Below are 13,014 nucleotides of genomic sequence, written 5' to 3'. Positions count from 1 at the left end.
TATAAACACATTATTCCCAACACACATCCCCACCCCGACGCCCCCCCCCGGGGGGGGGGGGGGGGGCGCCCCCCCCTGCCCGGCGGAGCCGGGTTTCTTGGGGCGCCGCCCCAAACCCCGCGCCTCAATCGCCGGCGGGGCTGGTTTTGTCGACCCTCGGCTTCGAAGGTCGGGGGGCCTGGTAGGGGCCTGGTGGTCGGCGGGCCGGGGTGGCTGGGGCGCCGCCCCAAACCCCGCGCCTCAATCGCCGGCGGGGCTGGATTTTGCCGAGCCTCGGCTTCGAAGGCGGACCGGCCCGGTCGGGCAGGTGCGCAGGGGGGGGTGGCGCCCCAGGCCCCGCGCCTCGAACGCCGGCGGGGCTGGATTTGCCGGGCCCGGGCGGGGCCTATTCGGCCGGGTCGGGGGCCGAGGCGGGCTTCTTTCTTGACGCGGCCGTCTGGGCCATGCCCGGCAGGAAGTCCGCGAAGAGTTCGTGCAGCTCCCGTACCAGCGGCCGCAGCACCCGGAAGCGGGCCAGGACGATGCCCCGCGTCGTCAACTGCGCGCCGCGCTGGGCGAGCCGCCGCGACTTCTCGCTGTCCGGGGACCGGTCGAAGACCCAGTACAGGACCAGCCCCATCTGCGAGAGCCACATCAGCTCCGGCAGCACGTCGGCCAGTTCGTCCGGCACCTTCGTCTTCGCGCCCGCCAGCACCTCCCGGTGCATGTCGATCGCGGCCTTGCGGGCCGGCTCGGACTCGGGAGAGAAGGGGCTCAGCGGACTCTCCGGATCCGCCGCGTTCTTGAAGAACTGCGAGGCGAACTCGTGGTACGGCGCCGCGATGTCGAGCCAGCTCGTCAGCACGCCCGCGAGCCGCTTCTGCAGGTCCGTCTCCTGCTCCAGGATGGGTCGGACCGCGGCTTGGTGGGCGGCGCCGATCCGGTCGTAGAACCCCTGGACGAGGTGTTCCTTGGACTCGAAGTAGTAGTAGGCGTTGCCGACCGAGACTCCGGCCTCCTTGGCGATGGCCCGCATGGTCGTCTTGTCGAAGCCGCGCTCCTGGAAGAGGCGGAGCGCGGTTTCGAGGATGAGCGTGCGGGTCTGTTCGCTCTTGGGAGCCTTCTGATCAGTCACGGTGTACGAGCCTATCGGGGCGCGGAGCAGTGGTCGCCACAGGCGGTGCCCTCCGGATCCGCGACCGCCCACGTCCCCGCGTCCGACTGTGCCTGCGCCGTGCCGTCCGGCGCGCCCTGCGGTCCGACCCCCGTGCGGACCGCCTGGCGCCAGGCCGAGGCCGTGTACATGGCGGCCCGGGCGAAGGGCCGGCCCGCCGGGGTGGCGAGCCAGTTGGCCTTCGGCCGGTGCTCGGCCAGCGCCCACAGGCACACGATGAAGGCGTCGGTGCCGGTCCACACCTGCCCGGAGTCGCCGATCACGGTGATCTCGCGCAGGGTCGCGGCGTGGTCGAGCCGCGGGAAGCGCCGCTGCGCTTCCTGGGACCCGGCCGGCACCAGCCGCAGCGGCACCAGCCAGCGCTGTCCGAGCAGCCAGTGCCGGATGTGGACGCAGAGCGGGCAGTGCGCGTCGTACAGGACGGTCAGGTACCGGGTGGCCTGCGCCTGCGCTGCGGTGGACATCGGTCAGGCCCCGGCCGGAGCGGTCCAGCCCTGCGGGGCGACGGGCGGGGTCTGCTGGCGCTCCATGATCCCGCGGCGGCGCATCTTGTTCAGCACCCAGACGTTGCCGAGGTGCATCACGCCGAGGACGAGCAGGACGACGCCGAGCTTGACCGACAGTGCCTCGAAGAGGCCGCGTGCGGTGTCGATGCTGTCGGCCGACCTCAGGTAGAGGGTTACGAAGCCGATGTTGACGAGGTAGAAGCCGACCACCAGGAGGTGGTTCACGGCGTCCGCGAGCTTCTCGTTGCCGTGCAGGACGTCGGCGATGAAGACGCGCCCGTTGCGGCTGAGCGTGCGGGCCACCCAGACGGTGAGTCCGATGCTGATGAGCAGGTAGATGACGTATGCGACGACGGTGAGGTCCATTGCCCTCGCCCCCCTTGAACGTGTTCAACTCGTTGGCAGGACTGACTGTAGACCTGTCTTTGAACGGGTTCAAGTCATCTTTCGAACGAGTTCAAATCGTTGGGCGCCTGCGCCGCTGCCCGCAGCCGGATCAGAGGAGCCGTCCTGCCGCCGTGACCTCGAAGGTGCGGCCGCGGACCGAGAAGGCGGGCGTGCCGCCGCCGCTGGCGGGGCTGTCGTCCGCCCATACGAGGAGTGCGCTCTGGGCGCCGTTCCCCCCGACGGCCGTCGCCGCGCACAGCTGGAACCGCGTGCCGTCCGCGGCGGTGCTCACCGTCACCGGCTCGGCGAGCAGGCCCCCGTCGGCGGAGCACAGCGCCGCCATCACCGTGGGGACGGAGTCGGGGCTGACGGCGCTCCGCTCGACCCAGCCCAGCAGGAAGCGCCCCTCGGGAAGCGGCGCCAGCGCGGGCGAGGAGCGGGTGACGCCCCGCGGCTCGCCGGCCGGGACGGCGGCCACCTCGGCGCCGTCGGCGTCGAACACGCTCGCCACGACGGTGCTCTGCATCTCGCCGAGGTCGCTGTCCCGGATCCGGCTCAGGTGCGCCAGCACGAAGCGGCCGTCGTCGAGCGGCGCGAGCGCGCCCCGGCCGGCGAACGCGGTGAGGTTCGGGCTGAACTCGCCACCGCGCGGGGCGTCCCCGTCGAGGTCGAAGAACCGGAACGTGAGCCGGTTGCCGGCCGCCGCGTTCCATGCGACGACGTAGTTCCCGTCCGAGAGCACGGTCACCGCCGCCCCCGTGTGCCCGCCCGCCGCGGTGGCGACGGAGAACTCGGGGCCCGTCGCCTCGCCCTCCGCATCGAACCGGCGCGCCAGGACGCGCCGGTCCTGCCGCGCGCCGAGCCAGACGACCACGCAGCCGCCGTCGGGCAGACGGGTGACGCCGGGCCGGGTCCCCGGGTCGATGTCCGAGGTGTTGACCTGGATCTCGGAGCCCTGCCGCTGCCCGTCGAAGAAGCGCTGCAGCTTCACCCGGGGCGCGGGCGGCGGGGCGGCGGAGGGGAGTTCCACCCAGACCGCGAAGGTGTTGGAGCCGGAGAAGGCGAAGGCCGGCCACGCGCGGCTGGTGCTGCCGTCCGTCGGGGTCGGCACGTTGACCGTGAACTCCCCGGCGATCCTTGTCCCGTCCGTCTTCAGGAGCTGCCCCTTGACGGCCGCGTCGCTCCCGTCGGCCCACATGACCGTGTACGTGGTGCCGAGCTGCGCGGCGGCGAACGGCTGGAACTGGAAGTCCCGGGTGGTCGTGTTGACCAGGAAATCGGCCATGGCGGCCCTCTCGGTGCGTCCGTGCGAGACCGGGCCCACCTCCCAGCGTGGCACGCCGCCGGTCCGCCTGCCATCCGGGCCGTACCGGGCCCTACGGGCCGTCGTCACGGACTGTCGGTGGCCGCTCGTACGCTGCGGGACATGGGAAAGGTGAGAGTGGTCGACGAGACCACGGCCGAGGGCCGCCGCGGCGGCCTGGAGCTCGAGGCCGTTTCCGCACCTACTGGTCCGGGTACGGCTTCGGCGAGCTGAACCAGAGCGCCGAGACCCGCCGGGCCCTGCTGGAGCGGCTGGTGCCGCGGCTCGCCATCGCCGACCGCTGCCGGGTCGAGGGCCGCTACCTGCACGTGCGGGGCGAGCTGCGCGCGTACCGGATCCACCTGGGCTCGGGCAACGTCCTCATGGACCCGGGGGAGCAGTACTTGTGCATCGTCCCGGCAGGCCGGTCGGAGCGGGGGCCGGAGGCCGGCTGGCTGCCGTTCGAGGGGGACCGGATGCTGGCGGTGATCCTCAGCAAGGCGGTGATGCCGGCGGATGACACCGGCATCACCGACCCGACGATCAGTCGTCAGATACTGAGGGAGCGCGCGTAGTTGATCTGTCCCATGACCCACTGGAAGGTGCCCGGGTCGGTCGCCGGGATCATCGTCGAGTGGTGCCGGCCGCCGCTGGTGACGGTGACCTGGATGTAGCCGGTGGTGGTCTTCTCCTTCATGAGGAGGAACAGCAGGCCGAGCAGGCAGAACAGGAAGAAGACGATCGCGAGCACGATGGCGTGCGGCGGGATCTTCGTCTCGGTGCGGGAGAGGTCCTGCGCGTTCCACATCGCGCCCTTGAGCGGCATCGTGCCCGACGGGGTGATGATCTGGTCGCCGGCGATGGTGATGTCGCCGAGCGCCAGACCGGATCCGCCGCCGCCCGTGGCCGGGCCGGGGAGGGGGGCCGGCGGGTAGGCCGGCGGCTGGTGGGGCTGGGCCGGGATGCCCGCGCCGCCGACGGTGGGCTGGTAGCCCGGGTTCGCCGGGTAGGGCTGCGGGTAGCCGTAACTCGGGCTGCCCGGCGCCCCGTTGTTGCTCGCGTAGGGATTCGGCTGCTGCTCGCTCATGGGGCCGATCTTTGCACAGCGGCCGTCCGCGCGACCCGGTAACCCGGTTCAGAAGGCGGCGGCGACCAGGTCCTCGGCGCGGCGGCGCTGCGCGACCGGGTCACGGGTGACGCCGGTGTACGAGTAGACGAGCACCCGGCGGCCGTCGCCCGTGCCGAAGACCCCGTTGGTGTAGGGCTCCATGGAGCCGGTCTTGCCCCAGACGACCGTGCCGTCCGCCAGCTCGGCGCGCAACAGGCCGGCGTTGCTGAACCGGTCCTGCGCGCCCTGCGAGAGCGCGGGCATCGCGAACAGCTCGCGCTGCTGGGCGGGCGGGAGCAGACGGCCGCGCAGCAGGGCCCCGAGGAACCGCTCCAGGTCGGGGCCGTTGGAGATCATCCCGCCTTCGGCCCAGGCCCACGGCTCGACCGCGGAGGGCGCGGCGAGCGAGGGCGTCGGCATCGCGGTGTCGCCGGGGGCGGGCAGATAGGTGTGCCGCAGCCCGAGCGGCCGGGCGATCCGCCGCTGCACCTCGTCCGCGTACCGGTGCCCGGTGACCTTCTCGACCACCATCCCGGCGAGGAAGTAGTTGAAGCCGTTGTACTGCTGCCGGGTGACCGGGTACTCGGGCGCCGGGCAGGCCGGGTCGGTGAGCGCGGCGATCACCGCGGCGGGCGTCGGCGCCTGCGGGTTCTCGGGGGCCACGCAGGGCAGCCCGAGCCCGCTGGTGTGGCTGAGCAGCTGTCCGACGGTGATGGGGTGCCAGTGCGCGGGCAGGGTCCCGGGCAGGAGCTCCTGTACGGGAGTCTCCAGCGTGAACCGCTCCTCGGCCACCAGCTGCAACACCACGGTGGAGGTGAACACCTTGGTGACGCTCCCGATCCGGAAGGACGCCGCCGGATCCTGCGACAGCCCGCCCGTCGCCTCGGTCCACCGGAGCCCGGGCGCCGAGACCCGGACCATGGTCCCGGCGGCCACCTCGTCCGGCGCCATCAGCTCCCGCAGGGCTTCCCGGTCGAGCCGCGGAGCCGGTGCGGCGACTGCGGCGGACCCCTGCCCCGCCCCACCTGCCGCAGCAGCGGGCAGAGCCCCGCCCACCACGGCCACCAGTGCCGCGCAACCGGCGGCGAGTGCAGTCCAACGGGGGCCATGAGAGCGGGAGTTCGCAATCTTCGTCATGCCCCAAGCCTGCGCCCGTGAAGATCCACGGACCATCGGGGACGACCCGCACACCACCCTGAACATCCCCCGAGGTGCTACTCGGCTTGGGCCGCCGCCTTCCCCGCCGCAGTGAGGACCTCGGCGACGTCCAGGGTGACCTTGGCACCGATCGACTCAGGCAGGGTGACCAGCTCACCGGGGGCGTGGAGGCGGTGGGTGGCGTAGTCGTCCTGTGCGGGGTCGGTGAGGACGTGCAGGCGGTTGTGCTTGCGGTCGACGATCACGTAGACGGGGACCTTGGCATTGGCGTAGGCGGTGGTCTTGACGTGCAGGTCGGCCTGGTAGTTGCCGGAGGTGACCTCCAGAACGAGGCGGAACGGGAGGGGCCCGTAGCAGTTGAACTTCGCCAAGTGTTCCTTGTAGTCGGCATCGACCACGGAGAGGTCCGGGATGGCGTAGTCATAGGGGCCGTCAGGCAGCCAGAGGCCGATACCTTGGAGCACCCTCGCCTTCTCTCGGTGTAGTCCTGCTGCGAGGAACGGCAGCATCAGCTCGGTCAGCGCCTCCGCGTGAGGGCCGTCGGGCGGTGGGGTCACGAAGATCTGACCTCCGATGATCTCGACTCGGTAGCCGGGGCACTGCTCGATGATTTCGTTGGCAACGTCAAGCAGTGTCTTCGTCGCCGGGGGCGCTGCTTCGCCGTAGGGCTGCTCAGCGGGTGCTGCGGACATCACGTGCCTCCCGTGGGCTGCTGTCGAGAGCATCATCGTAGGACGGCCCGCGGCTCGGCGGCCGGAAGACGGCCCGTTCATCAGAAGAGGCGAAAGCCCCGCCCCCCGTGCACAAACCGGGGGGCGGGGCTTTCGTCGTGCAGCTGCGACCGGGAAGGTCAGAAGCGGCGGGTGATCAGGGCGCGCTTGACTTCCTGGATCGCCTTGGTGACCTCGATACCGCGCGGGCAGGCGTCCGTGCAGTTGAACGTGGTGCGGCAGCGCCACACGCCGTCCTTGTCGTTCAGGATCTCCAGGCGCTGCTCGCCGGCCTCGTCACGCGAGTCGAAGATGAAGCGGTGCGCGTTGACGATGGCCGCCGGGCCGAAGTACTGGCCGTCGTTCCAGAACACCGGGCACGAGGAGGTGCAGGCCGCGCAGAGGATGCACTTCGTCGTGTCGTCGAAGCGCTCGCGGTCCTCCGCGGACTGCAGACGCTCGCGCGTCGGCTCGTTGCCCTTGGTGACCAGGAACGGCATGACGTCCCGGTACGCCTGGAAGAAGGGCTCCATGTCGACCACGAGGTCCTTCATCACGGTCAGGCCCTTGATGGCCTCGACCGTGATCGGCTTCTCGGGGTTGATGTCCTTGATCAGCGTCTTGCAGGCGAGGCGGTTCTTGCCGTTGATCCGCATCGCGTCGGACCCGCAGATGCCGTGCGCGCACGAGCGGCGGAAGGTCAGCGTGCCGTCCAGGTTCCACTTGATCTTGTGGAGACCGTCGAGCACGCGCTCCTTCGGGTCGATCTCGATCTGGAAGTCCTGCCACTCCGCCTGGTCGGAGACCTCGGGGTTGAAGCGGCGGATCCGGAAGGTGACCGTGATGTACGGGGAGGCGGCGGACTCCGCCTCCACCTTGTCGAGGGTGGGGGTGGCCATCAGTACTTACGCTCCATCGGCTGGTAGCGGGTGGTGACGACGGGCTTGTAGTCGAGCCGGACAGAGTCCTTGCCGTCGGCCGCCACCTCGCGGTACGCCATGGTGTGGCGCATGAAGTTGACGTCGTCGCGGTTCGGGTAGTCCTCGCGGTAGTGGCCACCGCGGGACTCCTTGCGGGCCAGGGCGGAGACGGCCATGACCTCGGCCAGGTCGAGCAGGTTGCCCAGCTCGATGGCCTCGAGCAGGTCCGTGTTGAACCGCTTGCCCTTGTCCTGGATGGAGACGTTCTTGTACCGCTCGCGCAGCTCCGCGATCTTCTCGACCGCGGTCTTGATGGTCTGCTCCGTGCGGAACACCGACACGTTGGCGTCCATCGTCTCCTGGAGCTCGTTGCGCAGGTCGGCGACCCGCTCCGTGCCCGTGGAGTCACGCAGCTGCTCGACGAGGTCGACCACCAGCTGGGCCGGGTTCTCCGGCAGCTCGACGTAGTCGTTCTCGGCGGCGTACTTGGCCGCGGCGATGCCGGAGCGCTTGCCGAAGACGTTGATGTCCAGCAGCGAGTTGGTGCCCAGGCGGTTGGCGCCGTGCACCGACACGCACGCGACCTCGCCGGCCGCGTACAGGCCCGGGACGACGGTGGTGTTGTCCGCCAGGACCTCACCCTCGACGTTGGTCGGGATGCCGCCCATGGCGTAGTGCGCGGTGGGCTGGATCGGGATCGGGTCCGTGTACGGCTCGATGCCGAGGTAGGTGCGCGCGAACTCCGTGATGTCCGGGAGCTTGGCGTCCAGCTGCTCCGGCGGCAGGTGCGTCAGGTCCAGGTACACGTGGTCGCCCTCGGGGCCGCAGCCGCGGCCCTCGCGGATCTCCGTGTAGATGGAGCGCGAGACGACGTCACGGGACGCGAGGTCCTTCATGACCGGCGCGTACTTCTCCATGAAGCGCTCGCCGTCCTTGTTGCGGAGGATGCCGCCCTCACCGCGGGCGCCCTCCGTCAGCAGGATGCCCATGCGCCAGATGCCCGTCGGGTGGAACTGGAAGAACTCCATGTCCTCCAGCGGCAGGCCGCGCCGGTAGCAGGCCGCCTGGCCGTCACCGGTGAGGGTGTGCGCGTTGGAGGTCACCTTGAAGAACTTGCCGTTGCCGCCGGAGGCGTAGATGACGGCCTTCGCCTGGAAGACGTGGATCTCGCCGGTGGCCAGCTCGTACGCGACCACGCCGGCGGACTTCTTGACGCCGTCGACCTCGGTGATCAGCTGGTCCAGGACGTAGAACTCGTTGAAGAACTCCACGCCCTCCTTGACGCAGTTCTGGTACAGCGTCTGGAGGATCATGTGACCGGTGCGGTCGGCCGCGTAGCAGGAGCGGCGGACCGGGGCCTCGCCGTGGTTGCGGCTGTGGCCGCCGAAGCGGCGCTGGTCGATGGTGCCGTTCGGGGTGCGGTTGAACGGCAGGCCCATCTTCTCCAGGTCGAGGACGGCGTCGATGGCCTCCTTCGCCAGGATCTCGGCGGCGTCCTGGTCGACCAGGTAGTCACCGCCCTTGACCGTGTCGAAGGTGTGCCACTCCCAGTTGTCCTCCTCCACGTTCGCCAGCGCGGCGGCCATGCCGCCCTGCGCGGCGCCCGTGTGGGAGCGGGTGGGGTAGAGCTTCGTCAGGACCGCGGTGCGGCTGCGCTTCGTCGCCTCGATGGCGGCGCGCATGCCCGCGCCGCCGGCGCCGACGATGACGGTGTCGTACTTGTGGATCTTCATGAGATGTGTCGCCTCAGCCCCGTTGCCTAGCGGATGTTCGGGTCGAAGGTGAAGATCACCAGCGTGCCCAGAAGGATGGTGAACACCGTGGCGGTGTAGAGCAGGCCCTTCAGCCACAGCCGCGTGTTCGCGCGCTCCGCGTAGTCGTTGATGACGGTACGCAGGCCGTTGGCGCCGTGCAGCATGGCGAGCCACAGCATCAGCAGGTCCCAGACCTGCCAGAACGGGGACGCCCAGCGGCCGGCCACGAAGGCGAAGCCGATCTTGGAGACGCCGCCGTCCAGCACCAGCTGGATGAGCAGGTGGCCGATGACCAGCACGACGAGCACGATGCCCGAGAGGCGCATGAAGAGCCACGCGGCCATCTCGAAGTTGCCGCGGGTCGAGCGCGGCGTCTTGCCGGTGCGCTTGCGCGGGGCCTCGATGTACGGAGCCGGGTTGTCGACGTCGTAGAGGCTCACGCCCTCCACGTCGCCGATGGCCTGGGCGGAAGAAGTGTCAGAGGACATGCGCGTCACTTCCCGAACAGTTCAGCAGCTGCGTGGCCGAGCACGGGGTACAGGGCCCCGACCATCAGCAGGATCCAGATGCTCACGACCCACCAGAGCATCGTCTTCTGGTGACGCGGTCCCTTGGACCAGAAGTCCACTGCGATGACACGGAGACCGTTGAGCGCGTGGAACAGGATGGCGGCGACGAGGCCGTACTCCAGCAGCGCGACGATCGGAGTCTTGTAGGTAGCCACGACATCGTCGTACGCCTCGGGGGAGACGCGGACGAGAGCGGTGTCGAGGACGTGTACGAACAGGAAGAAGAAAATGAGGACGCCGGTGACTCGATGAGCCACCCAGGACCACATTCCTTCCCGGCCGCGGTACAACGTTCCAGCCGGCACGGAAAACCCTCCGGAAGCGGGGCGGGGGCCAGCCGGCTTCGTTGTCGGTCGGGCCCGGCCGGGTACGGTCCACCGGCCCCGGACATCGTAGCGACGCTTTGTCGGTTCCTTCGCGCGGGGTCCGCCGGTGTGATCAAACAGGCACGGACGGCCTATCCCACGGGGCCGAATAGCCCGAATCGGCCGCAGTCGCCCCCTCCGGAGAGGCGAGCCAATGCGTCAGGTCGGCGAGCCGCACCTGGGCGAGCCGGCGCAGCTCGTCCGCCGAGATCGCCCGCTCCTCGTCCACCTCCAGTTCCATCCGGCACCGGATCGCACCCAGCAGCTGGTCGGCCTGCTCCTCCGGCGGATGCCCGTCGAGGCAGATCACGAAGGCGTGCCCGAACTTGCGCTCGTACTCCGCATGGGCGGCGGCCAGCGCCAGCAGCGCCGCGTACGGGGCTCCGCGCCCCAGCTCCACCGGGAGCTCCGCGGCCAGCGCCTGCGCCAGGTCCCCCTGGGAGAGGTCGTACGAGGCCTCGTCGGCCGCGGCCCGCAGCGCGCCCGCGTCCGGGTACGGCCGGTGCGCGGCCACCCGCTGCGCCCAGCGCAGGCTGCCGCAGCACTGGAGCAGGGCGGCCTCCGCCGCCTCGGTCGGCAGGGCGTTGAAGCGCACCAGGCCGCAGGGGTGGAACGGGGCGGAGCTGCCGCGGGCCTGTGCCGGAAGATGGCTGGACAGCGGGGGACTCCTCGGGACGCGACGCGGGTGTGCCGCCACGCTAGCGACGCGGGGTGGGACATGGCGCACGCACCCCGGGATTTCACCCGGAAGTGAGCCGGAAGGATGATGGGTGACGCGCTGGGGCGCTGACGTGCTTCACGCGCCGTCGCGGCTCGCGGGGAGGAGCCGTGGAAAGGGCGGAAGGAGGGGGTGGAAGACGACCGAGGCCGCCACCCCCCACAGGAGAGGCCCCGGTCGCCGTCCGTACGGGCTCGTGCGACAAGCCCGTACTCCCCTCAGCGCCGCGCGTGCGTTTTGTGTCACACCCCGCTTCGCGCACGATTGGTTGCTCCCCGTACAACTCGTGGACGAAGGTACTTGAAAGCCGTAACGTGCTGATTTGCGCCACACGTACAGGACAGTGGAACGGTTGGGGACTTTGCTGGGGGACGACGCGGAGCTGACCGCCGCCGTGCTCGCGGCGCAGGGCGGCGACGAGAACGCTTTCCGCGCTGTGTACCGCTCCGTGCACCCGCGCCTGCTCGGGTACGTCCGCACGCTCGTCGGCGACGGCGATGCGGAGGACGTGACGTCCGAGGCATGGCTGCAGATCGCCCGCGACCTCGACTCCTTCTCCGGCGACGCCGACCGCTTCCGCGGCTGGGCCGCCCGGGTCGCCCGCAACCGGGCCCTGGACCACATCCGCATGCGCGGCCGCCGGCCCGCCATCGGCGGCGACGAGACCGAGCTGACGGGCCGCGCCGCCGACTCCGACACCGCGGGCGAGGCCATGGAGGCCCTGTCCACCGGACGGACCATGGCGCTGATCGCCCGCCTCCCGCAGGACCAGGCGGAGGCGGTGGTGCTGCGCGTGGTGGTCGGACTGGACGCCAAGAGCGCCGCCGAGACCCTCGGCAAGCGGCCGGGCGCCGTACGCACCGCAGCCCACCGGGGACTGAAGAAACTGGCCGAGATGCTCGGCGCGGAGGGCGGCTTCGAGACGGATCCGGAGCCTGGGTCAAACCCGCCGGCCGGGGTCGGCCATAATGCCGGTGGCCCGGCACGGGGCGCTGCCGTCGAGCGGGATCTCGACGCCGTTCCGGCACAGCGCGGCCGGGGCGCTGGCCTCGTAGAGCAAACCGGTGTGACGCATTCACGTTGGCGGACGCAGAAGGACATGTGATGGCCGACGAGCGCAACAGGTGGCTGGACGAGGCCGCGGCGGAACGAGTGCTGCGCGGCGGGCCGGCCGCCCCCGTCGGCGACGCCCGCGACCGGGAAGCGGAAGCACGCCTGCGGGCCGCCCTCGACATGCTGGCCGCCCCCGCGGCGCCCGCCGGGGCCGAGCTGCCCGGGGAGGCCGCGGCCGTCGCCGCCTTCCGCGCGGCGCGCGCCGGCTCCACCGCGCCGTCGGCCGAAGCCTCCGCGGTAGCGGCCGCCACCACCGCCACGGCACCCGTGGTGGACCTCGGCACCTTCGTGCCCGCCTCCCCCTTCGCCTCGGCACCCGCAGCCCGGCGCCCCCGCCAGGTGCGGTTCGCCCTGGCCGCGGCGCTCGCCAGCGTCGCCGTGGGCGGCATCGCCGCCGCCGCGGGCGCCGGCCTGCTCGACCGCGTCACCCACGACACCGCCGCCCCCGGGCCCGCCGTCTCGCTCAGCGCCGACGACGACCCGGCCCCGGCCGGCGGCACCGCGGGCCCGAGCTCCGGACCGCAGCTGCGCCCCCACCCCTTCCGCAGCCCCGACGGCTCCCTGCCCACGGCCGGCGGCGCCGCGGCCGGGGGCGGGTTCGCCGACGGCTCGGCACAGGAGGGCGGAACCGGCGCGGAATCCGGTTTCGGCGCCGGTACGGGAAGCTCGTCGGGCTCGGCCGCCACGGGCGGCGCCGGGGGCGGGGCCGGCAAGGAGACCCTCGGCGGCGCGACCGAGCTGCACGACAAGGACAAGGAGATCCGCCTGAAGGCGGTCGACCTGTGCGAGGCGTACCGCTCGGGGCACATGACCAACGACCGGCGCGAGCGGCTGTCCAAGCTGGCCCAGGGCCTCGCCCGGATCCCGCACTACTGCGAGGCGCTCCTCGACGGGCCGTCCGGGACCAAGGGCTCCACCACCGTGCCCCGCTCCTCGGGCAACAGCGGTGACGTCCTCAAGGCGCCCACGCTCGCCCCGGCGGTCCCGGCCGTCCCGACGCCGTCCTCGTCGCCCGTGACGCGGCGCACGACCGGCGCCTTCAACGCGCTGTAACACTTTTCGAACCTGTGGCGCAGTACAGAACGAGCCGACTGGTCATCGGCCGCGCATGAGCCGGGGTTCCCCCCGTACCCCTGGGCTCTGCGCACCCGGCGCGGGCGGGGTTCGTTCCCCCGGCCCTGCCCGCGCCCCCTCTCTTCCCCCTCCCCCTGCATGCAAAAAGCGGTGGCGGCCGGTCCCGAAGGACCGGC

The 13,014-nt window shown here is 71.3% G+C and carries 15 protein-coding genes; 3 read left to right on the top strand and 12 right to left on the bottom strand.

The annotated features are described in order from the left end of the window. Positions 1-385: 385 nt before the first annotated feature. The 4 genes from ABZ924_RS36225 to ABZ924_RS36210 form a co-directional block, all read right to left on the bottom strand. Entirely contained in the window at positions 386-1,114 is a 729-nt protein-coding gene (locus ABZ924_RS36225) for a TetR family transcriptional regulator (protein WP_361919589.1), read from the bottom strand. Positions 1,115-1,125: 11 nt separating this feature from the next. Next, positions 1,126-1,617 carry a DCC1-like thiol-disulfide oxidoreductase family protein gene (locus tag ABZ924_RS36220; protein WP_361919587.1) on the bottom strand — a complete coding sequence of 164 codons (492 nt, stop codon included), beginning with the start codon at positions 1,615-1,617 and terminating at the stop codon, positions 1,126-1,128. A gap of 3 nt (positions 1,618-1,620) precedes the next feature. After that, positions 1,621-2,025: a hypothetical protein gene (locus tag ABZ924_RS36215; RefSeq protein WP_361919585.1), complete on the bottom strand. Its 405-nt coding sequence runs from the start codon at positions 2,023-2,025 to the stop codon at positions 1,621-1,623. Between the two features lie 130 nt (positions 2,026-2,155). Beyond that, on the bottom strand, positions 2,156-3,331 hold the full coding sequence (locus ABZ924_RS36210) for a hypothetical protein (protein WP_361919583.1): 1,176 nt from the start codon (positions 3,329-3,331) through the stop codon (positions 2,156-2,158). 293 nt (positions 3,332-3,624) lie between these two features. Here ABZ924_RS36210 and ABZ924_RS36205 point away from each other — a divergent pair, with 293 nt between their 5' ends. Then, positions 3,625-3,924, top strand: coding sequence for a hypothetical protein (locus tag ABZ924_RS36205; protein WP_361919582.1), 300 nt, complete (start codon positions 3,625-3,627; stop codon positions 3,922-3,924). Here the strand turns inward: ABZ924_RS36205 and ABZ924_RS36200 are convergent. The 8 genes from ABZ924_RS36200 to ABZ924_RS36165 form a co-directional block, all read right to left on the bottom strand. Further along, positions 3,900-4,436 (bottom strand): hypothetical protein, encoded by a 537-nt coding sequence (locus ABZ924_RS36200; protein WP_361919580.1) that lies wholly within the window; start codon positions 4,434-4,436, stop codon positions 3,900-3,902. The genes ABZ924_RS36205 and ABZ924_RS36200 overlap by 25 nt on opposite strands. 48 nt (positions 4,437-4,484) lie before the next feature. After that, positions 4,485-5,594 carry a serine hydrolase domain-containing protein gene (locus ABZ924_RS36195; RefSeq protein ID WP_361919578.1) on the bottom strand — a complete coding sequence of 370 codons (1,110 nt, stop codon included), beginning with the start codon at positions 5,592-5,594 and terminating at the stop codon, positions 4,485-4,487. Between the two features lie 77 nt (positions 5,595-5,671). Continuing rightward, positions 5,672-6,307: a Uma2 family endonuclease gene (locus ABZ924_RS36190; RefSeq protein ID WP_361919576.1), complete on the bottom strand. Its 636-nt coding sequence runs from the start codon at positions 6,305-6,307 to the stop codon at positions 5,672-5,674. 158 nt (positions 6,308-6,465) lie between these two features. Then, complete coding sequence (locus tag ABZ924_RS36185; RefSeq protein ID WP_361919574.1) at positions 6,466-7,224, bottom strand: succinate dehydrogenase iron-sulfur subunit; 759 nt, start codon at positions 7,222-7,224, stop codon at positions 6,466-6,468. Beyond that, on the bottom strand, positions 7,224-8,978 hold the full coding sequence (sdhA, locus tag ABZ924_RS36180; protein ID WP_361919572.1) for a succinate dehydrogenase flavoprotein subunit: 1,755 nt from the start codon (positions 8,976-8,978) through the stop codon (positions 7,224-7,226). Before sdhA ends, ABZ924_RS36185 begins: the two co-directional genes overlap by 1 nt. A 26-nt stretch (positions 8,979-9,004) precedes the next feature. After that, positions 9,005-9,487, bottom strand: coding sequence for a succinate dehydrogenase hydrophobic membrane anchor subunit (locus ABZ924_RS36175; RefSeq protein ID WP_179177605.1), 483 nt, complete (start codon positions 9,485-9,487; stop codon positions 9,005-9,007). Between the two features lie 5 nt (positions 9,488-9,492). After that, entirely contained in the window at positions 9,493-9,873 is a 381-nt protein-coding gene (sdhC, locus tag ABZ924_RS36170; RefSeq protein WP_361919570.1) for a succinate dehydrogenase, cytochrome b556 subunit, read from the bottom strand. A gap of 133 nt (positions 9,874-10,006) precedes the next feature. After that, complete coding sequence (locus ABZ924_RS36165; protein WP_361919592.1) at positions 10,007-10,591, bottom strand: 2-oxo-4-hydroxy-4-carboxy-5-ureidoimidazoline decarboxylase; 585 nt, start codon at positions 10,589-10,591, stop codon at positions 10,007-10,009. 421 nt (positions 10,592-11,012) lie between these two features. Here ABZ924_RS36165 and ABZ924_RS36160 point away from each other — a divergent pair, with 421 nt between their 5' ends. Both ABZ924_RS36160 and ABZ924_RS36155 read left to right on the top strand, forming a co-directional pair. Further along, positions 11,013-11,756: an RNA polymerase sigma factor gene (locus ABZ924_RS36160; RefSeq protein ID WP_361919591.1), complete on the top strand. Its 744-nt coding sequence runs from the start codon at positions 11,013-11,015 to the stop codon at positions 11,754-11,756. Further along, entirely contained in the window at positions 11,756-12,817 is a 1,062-nt protein-coding gene (locus ABZ924_RS36155) for a hypothetical protein (protein ID WP_361919568.1), read from the top strand. The genes ABZ924_RS36160 and ABZ924_RS36155 overlap by 1 nt, the downstream gene beginning before the upstream one ends. Positions 12,818-13,014: the final 197 nt, after the last annotated feature.

Source organism: Streptomyces sp. NPDC046876 (assembly GCF_040645035.1).
In the GTDB taxonomy this organism is placed as follows: Bacteria; Actinomycetota; Actinomycetes; order Streptomycetales; family Streptomycetaceae; genus Streptomyces.
Note: the sequence above shows the minus strand (reverse complement) of the source record. Positions and strands in the feature narration are given on the sequence as shown.

Bases quoted from the DNA above. Each gene is read 5' to 3' on its own strand.
- ABZ924_RS36195 (WP_361919578.1), bottom strand. From the start codon at position 5,594: ATGACGAAGATTGCGAACTCCCGCTCTCATGGCCCCCGTTGGACTGCA.
- ABZ924_RS36190 (WP_361919576.1), bottom strand. From the start codon at position 6,307: ATGTCCGCAGCACCCGCTGAGCAGCCCTACGGCGAAGCAGCGCCCCCG.
- sdhA (WP_361919572.1), bottom strand. From the start codon at position 8,978: ATGAAGATCCACAAGTACGACACCGTCATCGTCGGCGCCGGCGGCGCG.
- ABZ924_RS36210 (WP_361919583.1), bottom strand. From the start codon at position 3,331: ATGGCCGATTTCCTGGTCAACACGACCACCCGGGACTTCCAGTTCCAG.
- ABZ924_RS36200 (WP_361919580.1), bottom strand. From the start codon at position 4,436: ATGAGCGAGCAGCAGCCGAATCCCTACGCGAGCAACAACGGGGCGCCG.
- ABZ924_RS36175 (WP_179177605.1), bottom strand. From the start codon at position 9,487: ATGTCCTCTGACACTTCTTCCGCCCAGGCCATCGGCGACGTGGAGGGC.
- ABZ924_RS36185 (WP_361919574.1), bottom strand. From the start codon at position 7,224: ATGGCCACCCCCACCCTCGACAAGGTGGAGGCGGAGTCCGCCGCCTCC.
- ABZ924_RS36155 (WP_361919568.1), top strand. From the start codon at position 11,756: ATGGCCGACGAGCGCAACAGGTGGCTGGACGAGGCCGCGGCGGAACGA.
- ABZ924_RS36220 (WP_361919587.1), bottom strand. From the start codon at position 1,617: ATGTCCACCGCAGCGCAGGCGCAGGCCACCCGGTACCTGACCGTCCTG.
- ABZ924_RS36215 (WP_361919585.1), bottom strand. From the start codon at position 2,025: ATGGACCTCACCGTCGTCGCATACGTCATCTACCTGCTCATCAGCATC.